Source organism: Enterobacter cloacae complex sp. P13B (assembly GCF_014895915.1).
Taxonomy (GTDB): domain Bacteria; phylum Pseudomonadota; class Gammaproteobacteria; order Enterobacterales; family Enterobacteriaceae; genus Enterobacter; species Enterobacter bugandensis.
On sequence record NZ_JADBQN010000031.1, the window covers coordinates 64,314 to 78,655 of the forward strand.

18 protein-coding genes and 1 other annotated feature are annotated in these 14,342 nt (G+C 56.0%); of the genes, 5 read left to right on the forward strand and 13 right to left on the reverse strand.

The genetic code is table 11. The annotated features are described in order from the left end of the window. Window positions 1–41: 41 nt before the first annotated feature. Together IM273_RS13950 and leuE are read left to right on the forward strand one after the other, a co-directional pair. Complete coding sequence (locus IM273_RS13950) at window positions 42–215, forward strand: YciY family protein (protein ID WP_086379783.1); 174 nt, start codon at window positions 42–44, stop codon at window positions 213–215. A gap of 106 nt (window positions 216–321) precedes the next feature. After that, on the forward strand, window positions 322–957 hold the full coding sequence (leuE, locus tag IM273_RS13955) for a leucine efflux protein LeuE (RefSeq protein WP_028013423.1): 636 nt from the start codon (window positions 322–324) through the stop codon (window positions 955–957). A gap of 34 nt (window positions 958–991) precedes the next feature. Here the strand turns inward: leuE and IM273_RS13960 are convergent, their stop codons facing one another. Beyond that, window positions 992–1,288, reverse strand: a complete 297-nt coding sequence (locus IM273_RS13960; protein WP_028013422.1) for a YciI family protein — start codon at window positions 1,286–1,288, stop codon at window positions 992–994. 222 nt (window positions 1,289–1,510) lie between these two features. Here IM273_RS13960 and tonB point away from each other — a divergent pair, with 222 nt between their 5' ends. After that, window positions 1,511–2,233, forward strand: a complete 723-nt coding sequence (tonB, locus tag IM273_RS13965) for a TonB system transport protein TonB (protein ID WP_049138284.1) — start codon at window positions 1,511–1,513, stop codon at window positions 2,231–2,233. 38 nt (window positions 2,234–2,271) lie between these two features. Here the strand turns inward: tonB and yciA are convergent, their stop codons facing one another. The 4 genes from yciA to IM273_RS13985 all read right to left on the reverse strand — a co-directional run bounded on the left by yciA (window position 2,272) and on the right by IM273_RS13985 (window position 4,541). Beyond that, window positions 2,272–2,667, reverse strand: coding sequence for an acyl-CoA thioester hydrolase YciA (gene yciA, locus IM273_RS13970; RefSeq protein ID WP_041909616.1), 396 nt, complete (start codon window positions 2,665–2,667; stop codon window positions 2,272–2,274). Window positions 2,668–2,771: 104 nt separating this feature from the next. After that, window positions 2,772–3,311 (reverse strand): septation protein A, encoded by a 540-nt coding sequence (locus tag IM273_RS13975; RefSeq protein WP_028013419.1) that lies wholly within the window; start codon window positions 3,309–3,311, stop codon window positions 2,772–2,774. Window positions 3,312–3,367: 56 nt separating this feature from the next. Then, window positions 3,368–4,111 carry a YciC family protein gene (locus tag IM273_RS13980; RefSeq protein ID WP_193051376.1) on the reverse strand — a complete coding sequence of 248 codons (744 nt, stop codon included), beginning with the start codon at window positions 4,109–4,111 and terminating at the stop codon, window positions 3,368–3,370. 25 nt (window positions 4,112–4,136) lie between these two features. Continuing rightward, window positions 4,137–4,541 (reverse strand): YkgJ family cysteine cluster protein, encoded by a 405-nt coding sequence (locus IM273_RS13985; RefSeq protein WP_045630545.1) that lies wholly within the window; start codon window positions 4,539–4,541, stop codon window positions 4,137–4,139. Between the two features lie 280 nt (window positions 4,542–4,821). Here IM273_RS13985 and ompW point away from each other — a divergent pair, with 280 nt between their 5' ends. Both ompW and IM273_RS13995 read left to right on the forward strand, forming a co-directional pair. Then, entirely contained in the window at window positions 4,822–5,454 is a 633-nt protein-coding gene (gene ompW, locus IM273_RS13990) for an outer membrane protein OmpW (RefSeq protein WP_193051374.1), read from the forward strand. Window positions 5,455–5,598: 144 nt separating this feature from the next. Beyond that, window positions 5,599–5,808, forward strand: a complete 210-nt coding sequence (locus tag IM273_RS13995; protein WP_048998820.1) for a hypothetical protein — start codon at window positions 5,599–5,601, stop codon at window positions 5,806–5,808. 156 nt (window positions 5,809–5,964) lie between these two features. Here the strand turns inward: IM273_RS13995 and yedF are convergent, their stop codons facing one another. The 8 genes from yedF to trpL all read right to left on the reverse strand — a co-directional run bounded on the left by yedF (window position 5,965) and on the right by trpL (window position 14,259). After that, on the reverse strand, window positions 5,965–6,198 hold the full coding sequence (gene yedF, locus IM273_RS14000) for a sulfurtransferase-like selenium metabolism protein YedF (protein ID WP_003856774.1): 234 nt from the start codon (window positions 6,196–6,198) through the stop codon (window positions 5,965–5,967). Beyond that, entirely contained in the window at window positions 6,195–7,406 is a 1,212-nt protein-coding gene (gene yedE / locus IM273_RS14005; RefSeq protein ID WP_193051372.1) for a selenium metabolism membrane protein YedE/FdhT, read from the reverse strand. Before yedE ends, yedF begins: the two co-directional genes overlap by 4 nt. A gap of 180 nt (window positions 7,407–7,586) precedes the next feature. Continuing rightward, complete coding sequence (gene trpA / locus IM273_RS14010; RefSeq protein ID WP_193051370.1) at window positions 7,587–8,396, reverse strand: tryptophan synthase subunit alpha; 810 nt, start codon at window positions 8,394–8,396, stop codon at window positions 7,587–7,589. After that, window positions 8,396–9,589, reverse strand: a complete 1,194-nt coding sequence (gene trpB, locus IM273_RS14015; protein WP_028013413.1) for a tryptophan synthase subunit beta — start codon at window positions 9,587–9,589, stop codon at window positions 8,396–8,398. The genes trpA and trpB overlap by 1 nt, the downstream gene beginning before the upstream one ends. Window positions 9,590–9,599: 10 nt before the next feature. After that, window positions 9,600–10,958 carry a bifunctional indole-3-glycerol-phosphate synthase TrpC/phosphoribosylanthranilate isomerase TrpF gene (trpCF, locus tag IM273_RS14020; RefSeq protein ID WP_193051368.1) on the reverse strand — a complete coding sequence of 453 codons (1,359 nt, stop codon included), beginning with the start codon at window positions 10,956–10,958 and terminating at the stop codon, window positions 9,600–9,602. 3 nt (window positions 10,959–10,961) lie between these two features. Next, window positions 10,962–12,557, reverse strand: a complete 1,596-nt coding sequence (trpD, locus tag IM273_RS14025; protein WP_193051366.1) for a bifunctional anthranilate synthase glutamate amidotransferase component TrpG/anthranilate phosphoribosyltransferase TrpD — start codon at window positions 12,555–12,557, stop codon at window positions 10,962–10,964. Then, entirely contained in the window at window positions 12,557–14,119 is a 1,563-nt protein-coding gene (locus IM273_RS14030) for an anthranilate synthase component 1 (RefSeq protein WP_063942357.1), read from the reverse strand. Before IM273_RS14030 ends, trpD begins: the two co-directional genes overlap by 1 nt. A gap of 25 nt (window positions 14,120–14,144) precedes the next feature. After that, window positions 14,145–14,238, reverse strand: a sequence feature (Trp leader region). After that, window positions 14,215–14,259 (reverse strand): trp operon leader peptide, encoded by a 45-nt coding sequence (gene trpL / locus IM273_RS22740; protein WP_106993556.1) that lies wholly within the window; start codon window positions 14,257–14,259, stop codon window positions 14,215–14,217. It overlaps the preceding feature by 24 nt. Window positions 14,260–14,342: the final 83 nt, after the last annotated feature.

The window sequence follows — 14,342 nt, forward strand, 5'->3', positions numbered from 1 at the left end:
GGGTTTATAATGGCGGCTCTGTTTGAGAAAGAGTTGTAGACATGAAGCGCAGTAGAACAGAAGTAGGGCGCTGGCGTATGTTGCGACAGGTGAGTCGTCGCAAGGCTCGTTGGCTGGAAGCACAATCCCGCCGCAATATGCGTATCCACGCCATCAGAAAATGTGGATTGACCCGGCACCGCAATGCGTTGCTGTTCGCAGTCCAGGATATCTGAAACCCATGAGGGCACCGCAAGGTGCCCGCTGATTATATTGTGTCTTATTTTGCGAATATCGTTATTGCGGCGATATTCCGGTTATTTTTAGCAAAAGGAGGGAGAGGTGTTTGCGGAGTTTGGTGTACTGAATTTCTGGACGTATGTTGTTGGCGCATTTTTTATCGTGCTGGTTCCCGGGCCAAACACCCTGTTTGTGCTGAAAACGGGGATCGGTCACGGTGTGAAAAAAGGGTATCTTGCCGCGACCGGCGTGTTTATCGGTGATGCGGTATTGATGTTCCTGGCCTGGGCGGGTGTTGCGGCATTGATCCAGACGACCCCCGTGCTCTTTAATATCGTGCGCTATCTCGGGGCTTTCTATCTGCTGTGGTTGGGCGGAAAAATGCTCTGGTCGGTGATCACACGTCAGAATAACGCTCAAGAGAGTGGAACCGAGCCTGCCAGCACGATCATGAAACGCTCCCTCGTCCTGAGCCTGACCAATCCAAAAGCGATTCTGTTCTACGTTTCGTTCTTTGTGCAGTTTATCGACGTGAATGCGCAAAATACCGGGACCTCTTTCCTGATCCTCGCTACCACGCTTGAGCTGATTAGCTTTATGTACATGAGCTTTCTGATCTTCTCTGGGGCGTTTGTTACGCGTTATCTGAAAACCAAAAAGAAGCTGGCAAAGCTGGGGAACGGGCTGATAGGGCTGCTGTTTGTCGGGTTTGCGGCGCGGTTAGCGTCACTGCATTGATGTGAAGAAAGGCTCCTGAGGGAGCCTTTTTACCTCAGAACACTTTCTTATACGGTCGCACCGTCACTTTTGCATACACACCCGCCGCAACGTATGGGTCTGCGTCAGCCCAGGCCTGCGCCGCTTCAAGAGACTCAAACTCAGCAATAACCGTGGAGCCAGAAAAACCGGCGGCTCCCGGGTCATTGCTGTCAACAGCAGGCATTGGACCCGCGGTCAGCAAACGGCCTTCGTCCTGGAGCAGCTGCAGGCGAGCCAGATGGGCAGGGCGAACAGAGAGACGTTTTTCGAGGGAATCAGCGATATCTTCAGAGTAAATCACGTAAAGCACGGTGAAGCTCCTTAAGCGTTATAAAGTGTCAGTTACGTTATGTGAAAGGGCAATTGACTGCAATGTAAAGATAAAAACAACGTTAATACCCCGATCTGGATGTCCTTTTTTTGACCACTCCTGCGCTTAAATTGCGCCAGAACAAAGTGTCTTATTGAATATGATTGCTATTTGCATTTAAAATCAGGGTCCGGTTTTTTAACGTTGATGATTATGACTTCGATGACCCTTGATTTACCTCGCCGCTTTCCCTGGCCGACGCTGTTGTCCGTCGTGATTCACGGTGCCGTCGTGGCGGGTTTGCTCTACACCTCGGTTCATCAGGTTATTGAAATGCCCGCACCCGCCCAGCCGATCTCGGTAACCATGGTCTCGCCAGCGGATCTCGAACCGCCGCAGGTTGCGCCACCCCCGCCACAGCCGGTTGCTGAGCCTGAACCGGAACCCGAGCCTGTACCGGAGCCACCGAAGGAGGCACCGGTGGTGATCCACAAACCTGAACCGAAGCCAAAACCTAAGCCGAAGCCAAAGCCGGTGAAGAAGGTCGAGGAGCGTCCGAAACGTGAAGAACGCCCGGTTGAACCGCGCGCGACCCAGCCGGTCGAGAATACAGCGCCTTCGCGTCCGGTCATGAATAACAGCGCACCGGCGGCGAAGCCGACGGTTGCCGCACCAGCGGGCCCACGTGCGTTGAGCCGTAATCAGCCTCAGTATCCGGCGCGGGCTCAGGCCTTGCGTATTGAAGGTCGCGTACGGGTGAAATTTGACGTGACTGCGGATGGCCGCGTGGATAACGTGGAAATTCTGTCTGCGCAACCTTCAAATATGTTTGAGCGCGAAGTGAAGTCGGCGATGCGCAGATGGCGCTACGAACCCGGTAAACCGGGAAGCGGACTGATCGTGAACATTGTTTTCCGCCTGAATGGCGGGGCGCAGATGGAATAAGAAAAGCCTCCGAAAGGAGGCTTTTTTTTGCCTGCCAATCAGGCTGGCGGAAGCTGACGAGGTTTACCGTCGCTATCGACAGCGACATAAATAAACAGCGCTTCAGTTGCTTTATAGCGCTGTCCAATCGGTTCAGAAGAGACTTTCTTCACCCAGACTTCAATGTTGATGGAGATGGATGTATTGCCGCGCTTTACGCAGCGGGCGTAACAGCAAACCACATCACCTACTGCAACCGGGCGCAGGAAGGTCATTCCATCCACCCGCACGGTCACCACGCGTCCGTGAGCAATCTCTTTTGCCAGAATTGCGCCGCCCATATCCATCTGCGACATCAGCCAGCCGCCAAAAATATCGCCATTGGCATTGGTGTCAGCGGGCATTGCCAGTGTGCGTAAAACCAGTTCGCCCTGAGGGGCGTTATTTGTTGTCATTGTTTTAACTCATAACGGAAGACTTCAGGCGGGATGCTACTATGATTTCACAGCGGAGAGAATAGACCAGAACGCCTGTCGAACACGTTCTGGTCAGTCAGCAATCAGTGCTTGTCGTCCTGCGGCATGTGGCGATAGATATAAATGCCGCTTAGCAGGGTGAATATCAGCGTCAGGGCCGTCAGGCCGAAGACCTTGAAGTTGACCCAGATATTCTGTGGCAGCCAGAAAGCGATATAGATATTGGCAAGACCGCAAAGGATAAAGAACACCGCCCAGGCGATATTCAGGCGCGACCAGACTTCCTGAGGCAGCGTCAGCTCTTTGCCGAGCATGCGCTGGATCAGCGGCTTTTTCATCACCCACTGGCTGATGAGCAGCGCACCCGCAAACAGCGCGTAGATCACCGTCACTTTCCACTTGATAAATTCATCATTGTGGAAGAAGAGGGTTAGCCCACCGAATACGGCGACCAGGACGAACGTCACCAGCGCCATTTTTTCAACTTTACGGTAGCGCACCCAGCTATAGATCAGCACAACCGCTGTCGCAATAATCAGCGCCGTGGTGGCAGCATAAATGTCATACAGTTTGTAAAACGCGAAAAAGACCACCAGCGGTAAAAAATCAAGAAACTGCTTCATTCTGTGATTCCATCTTCTTTGTTGAGCCGGGCCCTGTCATGCACCCGGCATCAGGGTTACTGACGAATTAACATATACAGGCGGAACAGATAGACAAGCAGCACCGCTGAAATCAGGTTGCTCAGTGTATTCGCGACCACCGCGCCGACGTTCGGGGTTAATACCGCAAAATTCGGAGCAAACAGGAGCAGGAGCGTTTTTGCCAGCAGCCAGCCCATCACGGCAGGAGCAACCAGACGCATGTTCGCCCATGCCAGCCTGATGCTGCTGCGCATCGCGGTAAAAATTCCCATTTTATCCTGCACGACCATTACTGGGGCAAAAGCGAGCACAATAGCCAGTAACACGCCCGGCACCACAACCAGCATAATTCCCATCTGCACCAGCATGGTGGTTAAAAAGATCAGGATAAACAGCTTAGGTAAGACCGGCGCGCTGGCGCCAATCGCCCGCAAGGCGCTGACCCGGTGGCCCGCCGACACCAGTAGGATCATCAGCAAAACGCCGCCCGCCAGAATGGCGTTACCAATCAGGCCAGAAAACGTGGATGCGGCAGACGCCCGGAGCAGAATTTGTTGCTGCTCTGGCGTCATGTTTTGCACCAGTTCAAATAGCCCCACGCTTCCTGCAAGATGGTCGCCCTGGCTCAGGCTGGCAATCTGTTCTTCACTCGGTGAGAACGCATGACCCAGCACCACAGTGATAAAGGCGCAAAGCAACGCGATCAGTAAAAAGGTAATGAACTGATTGCGGAAAAAATTTCCCGTGTCACGGTAGACAGACTTCGCCGTGATAGACATGCACTCTCCTTGCGTATTGCAGGTGTTAATTAGCCGGCAATTGTACACCGGATGAACCTGCTGTGGCAGCATCAAGGCTTGTATGGAAAAGCATATCTTTGTAAAGCGGCGGTAATCCAAAGCGCGCGCGGGCGCGATTACAAGCTTCGTTGACCTGCCCATCTTCCCCCGACATGGCAAATTCCCGGCACGGGCTGGGGCGATCCTCATAGATCGCGCACCGGGTCGAAACCCCGGGCTCACCCTGCAGCGCGACACAGCGGGCCTGCTTTTGATTGGTTCCGCTCATGCAGCGCAGAAAGGGGGTTAACGGCTCAGTTAGATGAACCGGAACGGTACCGCCGCCATCGCTGGCTTCAGCCCAGTAGAAAGAGACTCGAAAATACGCACAACAGGCTCCGCACGTCATGCACGGGTTAACTTCACTCATGGCACACCTGCAAAAAGAACGCATCAAATCAACTTGTGAGAGCGATAAATTATCCAGCCGACAGAGGAAGAGCAAGAGGGGGAAAAGAGAAAATTTTGTAACTGTGAAATGCCAAAAATTGACATAGAAACAACTTATTGCTTTTCAAAGCGCCACAAAAAATTAACCCAGATCAATGAATGTTAACTTACTGGTTTTAATGTGATCTGTGGCAGATCACTTATTACTCTTTTGTGAGTATATTCTCATCCGCGATTAAAACCACAACGATGGAGCGGATATGAAAAAATTAGCGGTGGCAGCCCTTGTATTAAGCAGTCTCTCTGGCGGCGCGTATGCGCATGAAGCAGGCGAATTCTTTATTCGTGCCGGTTCGGCTACGGTTCGCCCAACTGAAGGATCGGATAACGTGCTGGGTATGGGCGGTTTTAACGTCAGTAACAACACCCAGTTAGGTTTAACATTCACCTGGATGGCGACTGATAACGTTGGGGTTGAGCTTCTGGCGGCAACGCCGTTCCGTCACCGTGTCGGTCTTGGTGCGACCGGTGATATCGCCACGGTTCACCATTTACCGCCAACGCTGATGGCGCAATGGTACTTTGGCGACTCAAGCAGCAAGGTGCGTCCATATATTGGCGCCGGTGTGAACTACACCACCTTCTTTGATGAGAAATTCAACGATACCGGTAAAGAGGCGGGGCTGACGGACCTCAGCCTGAAGGATTCGTGGGGCATGGCGGGACAGGTCGGTCTGGATTACCTGATTAATCGCGACTGGCTGATCAACGCCTCGGTCTGGTATATGGATATTGATACGGACGTACGCTTTAAGGCGGGCGGTGAGCAGCAAAGTATCAGTACTCGCCTGGATCCGTGGGTGTTTATGTTCTCTGCGGGTTATCGTTTCTGATCCCCGTCAAACTGGCCACAGGGTGGCCAGTTTGCTTTGCTCGCTTCAAAACGACGGATAAACCTGCCGCTCATCAAGCTTTACGCAGTGCCTCAGGATCTTTTCCCCATCATATAAATAGCTGAAAGCGTCGCTGGACAGGGAATGGAAGAGAATATCACCGTTGGCAAACGGGATAATTTCGGTATCACCCACACGTTTATGACCCGCGCCAGTTTCAAAATGACCGCGCCATCGTTCCTGAGTATGGTCATAGACGTGCAGAATAACCTCGACAAGTCCTCTTTCCGGGCAATTAAGACGCAGGAAGGTCGAAGAAAAATTCAGGGACAGTGCGTGGAAGGGAATGAATAAGGCGAAAACCAGTAAAGCTCGTAAATACATCAAACCGTGAAAACCTCCTTCAACAGGGAAATGAGATTTTACTTAAGTCAAAAATCGCGTTTTTGCCGTGGATCAACATGGCTTATAATTCAATAGGATAAAGGCCCCTTGCGAGGCCCTTAGCGATCATTTTTGAATCAGATAGCGAATGGTTGGGCCATCCTGCTGGATATCCAGCACCGTATAACCGTGGTTTTTTGCATCCAGCGGTATGTTGTTGATGGACTGCGGGCAGTCGCTGACCACTTCCAGTATTTCCCCTTTTTTAAGCTGCGGCAGGGCTTCAAGCGTAGCAACCGCCGGATAAGGACAGGGCTCACCAACCATATCCAGACGATAATCAGGCACGATCTCCTTCATGCTGCATTCTCCTGCGTTTCTGTTTTAACGCTCGCACGGCGGAAGAAACGTTTCTCCTGTGCGACGACCAGTAAAAAAGCAACCAACAGCAGGGCGTAGGTAACGAGCAGGCCGCCGAGAGGCCCGAAGGTGTTGAGCAGGTTGACCTTGTCCCAGTTGGTGGCCAGAACGGGAGACACGTCATCCCAGCAGTACGCCAGGATCGTCGAGCCAATCACATTTCCCAGACCCACCCACCAGTAGTGCACCTGGCCTTCGACGGCGCGATACATCCAGCCGGTTTCACACCCGCCAGCCAGCACGATCCCGAAGCCGAACAGCAGGCCGCCAATGACCGCGTTAGGACCGGCCCACATGATTTTCGGTTCGACGCCCAGTTGGACATAGCTGAAGATGCCGATGGCGCTGACCGCCATCCCGGCGATAATCGCTTTCGCCATCATCGTGCGCCCGGTGATCCACATATCGCGAAACGCGGAGGTGAAGCAGATCTGCGCGCGTTCAATGAGCAGACCAAAACCCACGCCGAACAGCATCGCCAGACCGAGCTTAGGCTGGTTCAGGGCGGTGCAGAGCGCCCATGCCACCATGGCGAAAAAGACCAGCATTCCGAGGCGGAAACGGCGCTTTGCCTGCTCCGGTTTTTGGGTTAGCGGGGACGCCGCGCTGACTTTTGTCATTTTCACCGGAATGCGGAACAGCGGCAGAAGGGTGAATTTTGCTCCGAAGTAAGAGCCAATCGCCGTGGCTACGGCAAAAAACCAGGCATGAAGGGAGAACTGCGGAATCCCGGTAAAGAACGCGGCCAGATTACAGCCCATCGCCAGGCGGGCACCAAACCCGGCAATCATGCCGCCGACTACCGCCTGCATGATGCGAACGCGGCTTTTGGGCATGCGCAGCTTAACGTTGTTTGCCCACAGCGCCGCAGCGAAGCAGCCGCCGAACATGCCGATAATCATCATCCCGTCGATGCGGGTAAGCGGGGTGCCGTCCAGATGAATGAGCTTAAAGTATCCCCACTCTTCGGCATGCACGCCTGCAAGCTGCAGCAGCTGTCCACCCCAGCGGGTGAACTCGCCGGTCACGGCCCAGAAGGTGCCGGTAATGCCAAAATAATAAGTAGAGAGAATGCCTGCCGCGATAACGGCCGGAACTGGTGACCAGAACTTAACCAGGTAAGTCTGTTTGAAGGATTGCCATGACATGAATAAGCCTCTGAACTCAGAAGGATTAGTGCTAAAAAGAGTCCAGATCATACGCTTACGCGAAAGTTTGAAAAGCTATTCACACCGAAAATATCGACGGGATCAATTTTGACGTAATCCTTTGGAGAGGATGGAGAAGGAGGAGTAACCGTCTGGCAGGGTTGCCAGACGGTGGAGGGATTATGCTTTACGCGTCGCCGCCTTCATGGCGGTCACGAACGCTTTCAATTCGCTCAGCATCTGCTCGGGCTTGTCCACATTCTTCTCGATGATCTTCACAATCGCAGAGCCGGAAATGGCACCCGCCGCCTTCGCCTCAATTGCCGCGGTGACCTGATCCGGAGAGGAGATCCCGAAGCCCTGCAGCGGCGGCGCGGCATGGTACTCGGCCAGCTTTTCCACCAGATGATGCAGCGGCAGGGCCGCTTTATTCTCGGCGCCAGTCACGCCCGCGCGCGAAAGCAGATAGGTATACCCGCGTCCGTAAGAGGCTATCTGGCGCAGCAGTTCATCGTCCGCGTTAGGCGGGCAGATGAAAATAGGGGCGACATTGTGACGCATCGCAGCCTGGCGGAACGGCGCGGACTCTTCCACGGGCACGTCTGCTACCAGGACCGAGTCGACACCCACGCGCGCGCATTCTGCATAGAACTCGTCAACACCACGGTTGAACACCAGGTTGGCGTACATCAGCAGGCCAATCGGAATGGTCGGGTGCTTCTGGCGGATCGCCGCCAGCATTTCAAAGCACTGGGTTGGGGTCACGCCTGCCGCAATGGCGCGCAGGGTGGCGTTCTGGATGGTCGGGCCATCCGCCAGCGGATCGGAGAACGGAATACCCAGCTCCAGCGCATCGGCACCGGCTTCAATCAGGGCGTCGATAATTTTCAGAGACTGCTCAGGGCCCGGGTCGCCCAGGGTAACGAAGGGGACGAACGCGCCTTCCTGGCGGGATTTCAGTTCTGCAAATACGTTATCGTAGCGTTCCATCAGATTTCCCCTCGTGCTTTCAAAATATCGTGAACGGTGAAGATATCTTTGTCACCGCGACCGGAAAGGTTCACCACCAGCAGTTGCTCTTTTTCCGGGTTCTCTTTCATCATTTTCAGCGCGTGCGCCAGCGCATGAGAAGACTCCAGCGCCGGGATGATCCCTTCGCTGCGGCACAGCGTTTTGAAGGCTTCCAGCGCTTCGTCATCGGTAATGGAGACATAGTCCGCGCGCCCCGTGCTATTCAGGAACGCGTGCTGTGGCCCAACGGACGGGAAGTCCAGTCCGGCAGAAATTGAGTAAGACTCTTCAATCTGCCCTTCATCGGTCTGCATCATCGGGGCTTTCATGCCGAAGTAGATCCCAACGCGGCCATGCTTCAGCGGCGCGCCGTGCTCGCCGGTTTCAATCCCATGTCCGGCAGGCTCGACGCCAATCAGCCCTACGCGGGTTTCGTCGATAAAATCGGCAAACATGCCGATGGCGTTAGACCCGCCGCCGACGCAGGCAATGACTGCATCCGGCAGGCGACCCTCTTTTTCAAGGATCTGCGCTTTGGTCTCTTCACCGATCATGCGCTGGAATTCGCGCACGATGGTCGGGAACGGGTGAGGACCTGCCGCGGTGCCGAGCATATAGTGCGCGGTTTCATAGCTGCCGGACCAGTCGCGCAGCGCTTCGTTACAGGCATCTTTCAGCGTCGCAGAACCGCTGTGCACCGGGATCACTTCCGCACCCATCAGGCGCATACGGAACACGTTCGGCGACTGACGCTCAACGTCTTTAGCACCCATATAGATGCGGCACTTCAGGCCGAGCAGGGCGCTGGCGAGCGCCGAGGCCACGCCGTGCTGACCTGCGCCGGTTTCGGCGATGATTTCGGTTTTACCCATACGCTTCGCGAGCAGCGCCTGGCCCAGCACCTGGTTAGTTTTGTGCGCACCGCCGTGCAGCAGATCTTCACGCTTAAGATACAGCGTGGTTTTGGTGCCTTCGGTCAGGTTGCGGCATTTGGTCAGCGCGGTTGGACGCCCGGCGTAGTTTTTCAGCAGGTCGGTAAACTCCGCCTGAAACGCAGGATCTTTCTGCGCGCTCACGAACGCTTCTTCCAGCTGGCGCAGCGCGGGCATCAGGATTTGCGGAACGTACATCCCGCCGAATTCACCAAAATACGGGTTAAGTAATGTCGTCATCTTCTCTTCCTTAATATGCACGCAGAGTTTTAAACACCGAGGCCAGCTTGCTGGCATCTTTGATACCCGGTTGCGACTCTACGCCTGAATTGAAATCGAGGCCTGCGCAGCCGGTTTTCGCGGCTTCCACACAGTTATCCGGGCTTAGTCCGCCCGCCAGCAGAACGTTGTCCAGCGTTTCGCCGTTCAGCAGCGACCAGTCAAAACGTTCCCCGGTGCCGCCCTGGCCGTTGTCGAGCACGTATTTGTCAACGTGGTGAAGATTACGTGCGGGCAGGGTGGTGCCCACGCTTTGTGCTTTCCAGATTTGAACCTGCGGTGCCAGCGCGTCGCGCAGGGCATTGATATACGCCTGATCTTCATCGCCATGGAGCTGAACGGCACTCAGGGATAACGCGTCGGCTTTTGCCACAACGTCCGCGACATCCGCATTGCGGAACACGCCAACATAGCTCAGCGGGGCCGCCGCGATTACCTTGCGGGCCTGTTCCTCATTGACTGCCCGAGGAGAGGTGTCGACGAAGATTAAACCGCCATAGATTGCTCCAGCCTCATACGCGGCCAGCGCATCCTGTTCGCGGGTTAAGCCGCAGACTTTGTTCTCACCCAGCAGCACGCGACGCACCGCCGCATTGAGGTCGTCATGTTCCATCATGGCGGAGCCAATCAGGAAACCGTTGGCGAAGTGGCTCAGCTCGCGCACCTGGGCATAGCTGTTAATGCCGGACTCGCTGATCACCGTGACGCCTGCACCCAGACGTGGCGCCAGCTGGCGGGTGCGGTTCAGGTCAATCGACAAGTCGCGAAGATCGCGGTTGTTGATGCCGACCACTTTGGCTTCCAGCGCGATGGCGCGCTCAAGCTCTTCTTCGTTACTCACTTCGGTCAGCACGCCCATTTTCAGGCTGTGCGCCACGGCAGCAAGCTGCCGATACTGTTCGTCGTCCAGTACCGAGAGCATCAGCAGGCAGGCATCGGCCTGGTAGAAACGCGCCAGCCAGATCTGATACGGGTCGATAATAAAGTCTTTGCACAGGATCGGCTGCGGTGCGATGCCGCTGACGATCGGCAGAAAATCGAAGCTGCCCTGGAAATATTTCTCATCCGTCAGCACGGAGATTGCCGACGCATGATGCTTATAAATACCGGCGATACGCGCCGGGTCGAAATCGTCACGAATAACGCCTTTTGAGGGAGAGGCCTTTTTGCACTCCAGAATAAAGGCGGTACGTGCACCCTGCAGGGCGTCATAGAAACGACGGCTGCTTGGGACGACGTCATTCTGGAAACTGGCAAGCGGCTGCTCTGCTTTGCGTGCTTCCACCCAGATGGCCTTATCGGCAACGATTTTCGCTAAAACGGTCTGCATTCTTTACCCTCTTGCCGCAAGTGCGGTAACGCGATCGTAAGCTGCACCGGAGCGCAGTACATCCAGAACTTTTTGAACGTTGGCCTTCAGGTCTTCCTCACCGTGCAAACGCATCAGCATGGCGACGTTGGCAGCCACGGCGGCCTCATGAGCGGCCTCACCTTTACCTTGTAGTAAGCGCGTCAGAATGTCACGGTTTTCTTCCGGCGTACCGCCTGCCAGCGCTTCCTGATGGTACGGCGTTAAGCCGAAATCAGACGCCTCAAGCTGATAGCTGAGTACTTCACCATCGTTAAGCTCGGCCACCAGCGTCGGCGCATGCAGCGAAACTTCATCCATTCCGCCGCTGTGCACCACGGCGGCGCGTTTGTAACCCAGCACGCGCAGCGTCTCGGCAATCGGCAGGACCAGCTCAGGGCTGTAAACGCCAATTAATGCCAGCGGCGGATGGGCCGGGTTGATCAGCGGGCCGAGCACGTTAAACAGCGTGCGGGTTTTAAGCTGCTGGCGAACCGGCATCGCGTGGCGGAAACCGGTATGGTACTTCGGTGCAAACAGGAAGCAAACGCCCAAATCGTCCAGCGCTTCACGCGAACGCTCGGCATTCATCTCCAGATTGATGCCAAACGCGGCCAGCAGATCGGACGAGCCTGAACGGCTGGAGACGCTGCGGTTACCGTGCTTGGCCACCTTCAGGCCGCAGGCCGCCGCCACAAAGGCGCTGGCGGTCGAAATATTGATGCTGTTGCTGCCGTCGCCACCGGTCCCGACGATATCCGCAAACTGATAGTCCGGACGCGGGAACGGGGCGGCATTTTCCAGCAGCGCGGTTGCCGCACCGGCGATCTCCTGCGGGCTTTCGCCACGCACTTTCATGCTCACCAGCGCCGCCGCCAGCTGCTCGGGCTTCAGCTCGCCGCGCACCACGGCGGAGAAGAGCTGGTGACTCTCCTGCTGGCTCAGGGTCTGCGCCTGATACAGTTTTTCCAGAATCGGCTGCAGGGTGTTGGTCTGCTCCAGTTTCTGTAACGCCCAGTCAAGGGTCTGCTCCAGCAGGCGGGCGCCATTGGAGGTCAAAATAGATTCCGGGTGGAACTGCATCCCGCAGACGCGATCCGCATCGTGGCGTACCGCCATCACCATCCCTTCAAACGAAGCGTTGATGGTCAGCCCGGCCGGAATGTTGCTGCCGACCAGCGAATGATAGCGCGCGACCGGGAGCGGATTCGGCAGCCCGGCAAACATTGCCTGGCCGTCATGTTCAATGCTGGAGGCTTTACCGTGCAGGATCTCGCCCGCCTGGCCGACGTAACCGCCGTAGGCTTCCACGATTGCCTGGTGACCAAGGCAGATACCGATAATCGGCAGCTTGCCGCGCATGCGGGTCAGCAGTTCGGGCATACAGCCCGCTTCGCTCGGCGCGCCCGGCCCCGGGGAGAGCATCAGCACCGGGTTTTGCATGGTCGCCAGACGGTCAATCAGGGTCTGAGCCGGAACGTGGTTGCGGTAGATAACGACGTTGTGACCATTCGCACGCAGCTGATCTGCCAGGTTATAGGTAAAGGAGTCGATGTTATCGAGCAGCAGAATGTCAGCCATCAGAAAATCTCCTGTGCGTGGTGTGCGGTAGCGATGGCGCGCAATACCGCGCGTGCTTTACTGCGGGTTTCGTCAGCTTCTGACTGCGGAACAGAGTCAAGAACAATCCCGGCGCCGGCCTGAACGGTGGCAATACCGTCTTCGACGTAGGCGGAGCGGATCACGATGCAGGTATCAAGGTCGCCGTGTGCGGTGAAGTAACCTACCGCGCCGCCGTAGCTCCCGCGACGACGTCCTTCCGCTTCGGCGATAAGCTGCATGGCGCGCACTTTCGGCGCGCCGCTCAGGGTGCCCATATTCATGCAGGCGCGGTAGGCGTGCAGCACGTCGAGGTCGCTGCGCAGTTCACCCACCACGCGGGAGACCAGGTGCATCACGAAGGAGTAACGGTCAACTTTGGTCAGGTCTGCCACGTAGCGGCTGCCCGGGGTGCAAATGCGCGCCAGGTCGTTACGCGCCAGGTCAACCAGCATCAGGTGTTCGGAGAGCTCCTTGTGGTCGGTTCGCATTTCCAGTTCGATGCGGCTGTCCAGATCGCGGTCCAGCGAGCCATCGGCACGACGGCCACGCGGACGGGTGCCCGCAATCGGGTAGATCTCAATCTGGCGGCTGGTGGCGTCGTACTTCAGCGAGCTTTCCGGCGAGGCGCCGAACAGCGTGAAATCATTGTCCTGCATAAAGAACATATATGGGCTCGGGTTGCTTTTCTTCAGCACGTCGTAAGCCGCCAGCGGTGACGGGCAGGGCAGCGAGAAACGGCGGGACGGCACAACCTGGAAAATCTCCCCGGCGCGAATAGCCTTTTGCATCTGGCGAACCACGGCCCCGTATTGATCGTCGGTCTGGTTAACGTCGCATGTCATTTTTTCCACGTGCTGTACCGGCAGCGCAGGCGGCGCTTCCGTCATCTGCTGCCGGAGCTGAGCGATGCGATGCTCAAGGCGGTTTTTCTCAGACGCAGACGGCGTGAACAGGCTTGCCTGGATGCGGGTATATTTTTTCTGATGGTCGATCACCAGCAGGGTTTCGGCCAGGTAGAAACAGTAGTCCGGACAGCGGTTGCCCTGCTCGGTTTCCGGCAAATCTTCAAAACCGGCGACCAGGTCGTAAGCAAACAGCCCGCCGAAGAACATTGCTTCGCGCTCATCTTCCGGCACGGTGACAAGATTTTGCAGCAGGCGGAAGGCATCGAACACGGACAGCGAGCAGAGGCGTGCGTCTTCGTCGAGCAGCTGGCTTACCGGCGGGAAATGCAGAATTCGCAGGTCCGGGTGACGTTCATTGTCGATGCCCGCGGGCAGAGCCGCATCCAGCAGCGGCAGCAGCGATGCGCCATTATCAGAGAGCGCCTTAATGGTGACGGTGTCACCTAACGCGGTAATGCGCAGCGCGCTGTCGACCAGCAGCAGGCTTTTCAGATCGTCCTTGCTGTCGATATCCGCAGACTCCAGCAGCAGCGTCGCCGGACGCGCGCCGCACACCTGATGAAACAGCGCGGTCGGGTTGTGGCGATAAACCGCTTCGCAGGTCAACAGTTCGAGATGAGGTTTGGCTGTTTGCATGTTGTGGTTCTCATTTATTCTGTTCAAAAAAAAGCCCGCTGGGTAGCGGGCGGGTATCTGTTTGCATTTCGCAGATGCGTGACACTGCCCGAAGATCAGGAAGTGCGCCACCAACCGTGCAGAGTGAAATGTGCTGTCATTTTCAGATACCTTTCTCGTGTGAACTTGCGTACTAGTTAACTAGTTCGATGGCGTATTGTCAACCCTTGATTTCAGAATTTCA

What these genes read in the sequence shown, in the direction of transcription:
- IM273_RS13950 (WP_086379783.1), top strand. Translation starts at nt 42, where the DNA reads ATGAAGCGCAGTAGAACAGAAGTAGGGCGCTGGCGTATGTTGCGACAG.
- tonB (WP_049138284.1), top strand. Translation starts at nt 1,511, where the DNA reads ATGACCCTTGATTTACCTCGCCGCTTTCCCTGGCCGACGCTGTTGTCC.
- yciA (WP_041909616.1), bottom strand. Translation starts at nt 2,667, where the DNA reads ATGACAACAAATAACGCCCCTCAGGGCGAACTGGTTTTACGCACACTG.
- IM273_RS13975 (WP_028013419.1), bottom strand. Translation starts at nt 3,311, where the DNA reads ATGAAGCAGTTTCTTGATTTTTTACCGCTGGTGGTCTTTTTCGCGTTT.
- IM273_RS13980 (WP_193051376.1), bottom strand. Translation starts at nt 4,111, where the DNA reads ATGTCTATCACGGCGAAGTCTGTCTACCGTGACACGGGAAATTTTTTC.
- IM273_RS13985 (WP_045630545.1), bottom strand. Translation starts at nt 4,541, where the DNA reads ATGAGTGAAGTTAACCCGTGCATGACGTGCGGAGCCTGTTGTGCGTAT.
- ompW (WP_193051374.1), top strand. Translation starts at nt 4,822, where the DNA reads ATGAAAAAATTAGCGGTGGCAGCCCTTGTATTAAGCAGTCTCTCTGGC.
- IM273_RS13995 (WP_048998820.1), top strand. Translation starts at nt 5,599, where the DNA reads ATGGAAGAGAATATCACCGTTGGCAAACGGGATAATTTCGGTATCACC.
- yedF (WP_003856774.1), bottom strand. Translation starts at nt 6,198, where the DNA reads ATGAAGGAGATCGTGCCTGATTATCGTCTGGATATGGTTGGTGAGCCC.
- yedE (WP_193051372.1), bottom strand. Translation starts at nt 7,406, where the DNA reads ATGTCATGGCAATCCTTCAAACAGACTTACCTGGTTAAGTTCTGGTCA.
- trpA (WP_193051370.1), bottom strand. Translation starts at nt 8,396, where the DNA reads ATGGAACGCTACGATAACGTATTTGCAGAACTGAAATCCCGCCAGGAA.
- trpB (WP_028013413.1), bottom strand. Translation starts at nt 9,589, where the DNA reads ATGACGACATTACTTAACCCGTATTTTGGTGAATTCGGCGGGATGTAC.
- trpCF (WP_193051368.1), bottom strand. Translation starts at nt 10,958, where the DNA reads ATGCAGACCGTTTTAGCGAAAATCGTTGCCGATAAGGCCATCTGGGTG.
- trpD (WP_193051366.1), bottom strand. Translation starts at nt 12,557, where the DNA reads ATGGCTGACATTCTGCTGCTCGATAACATCGACTCCTTTACCTATAAC.
- IM273_RS14030 (WP_063942357.1), bottom strand. Translation starts at nt 14,119, where the DNA reads ATGCAAACAGCCAAACCTCATCTCGAACTGTTGACCTGCGAAGCGGTT.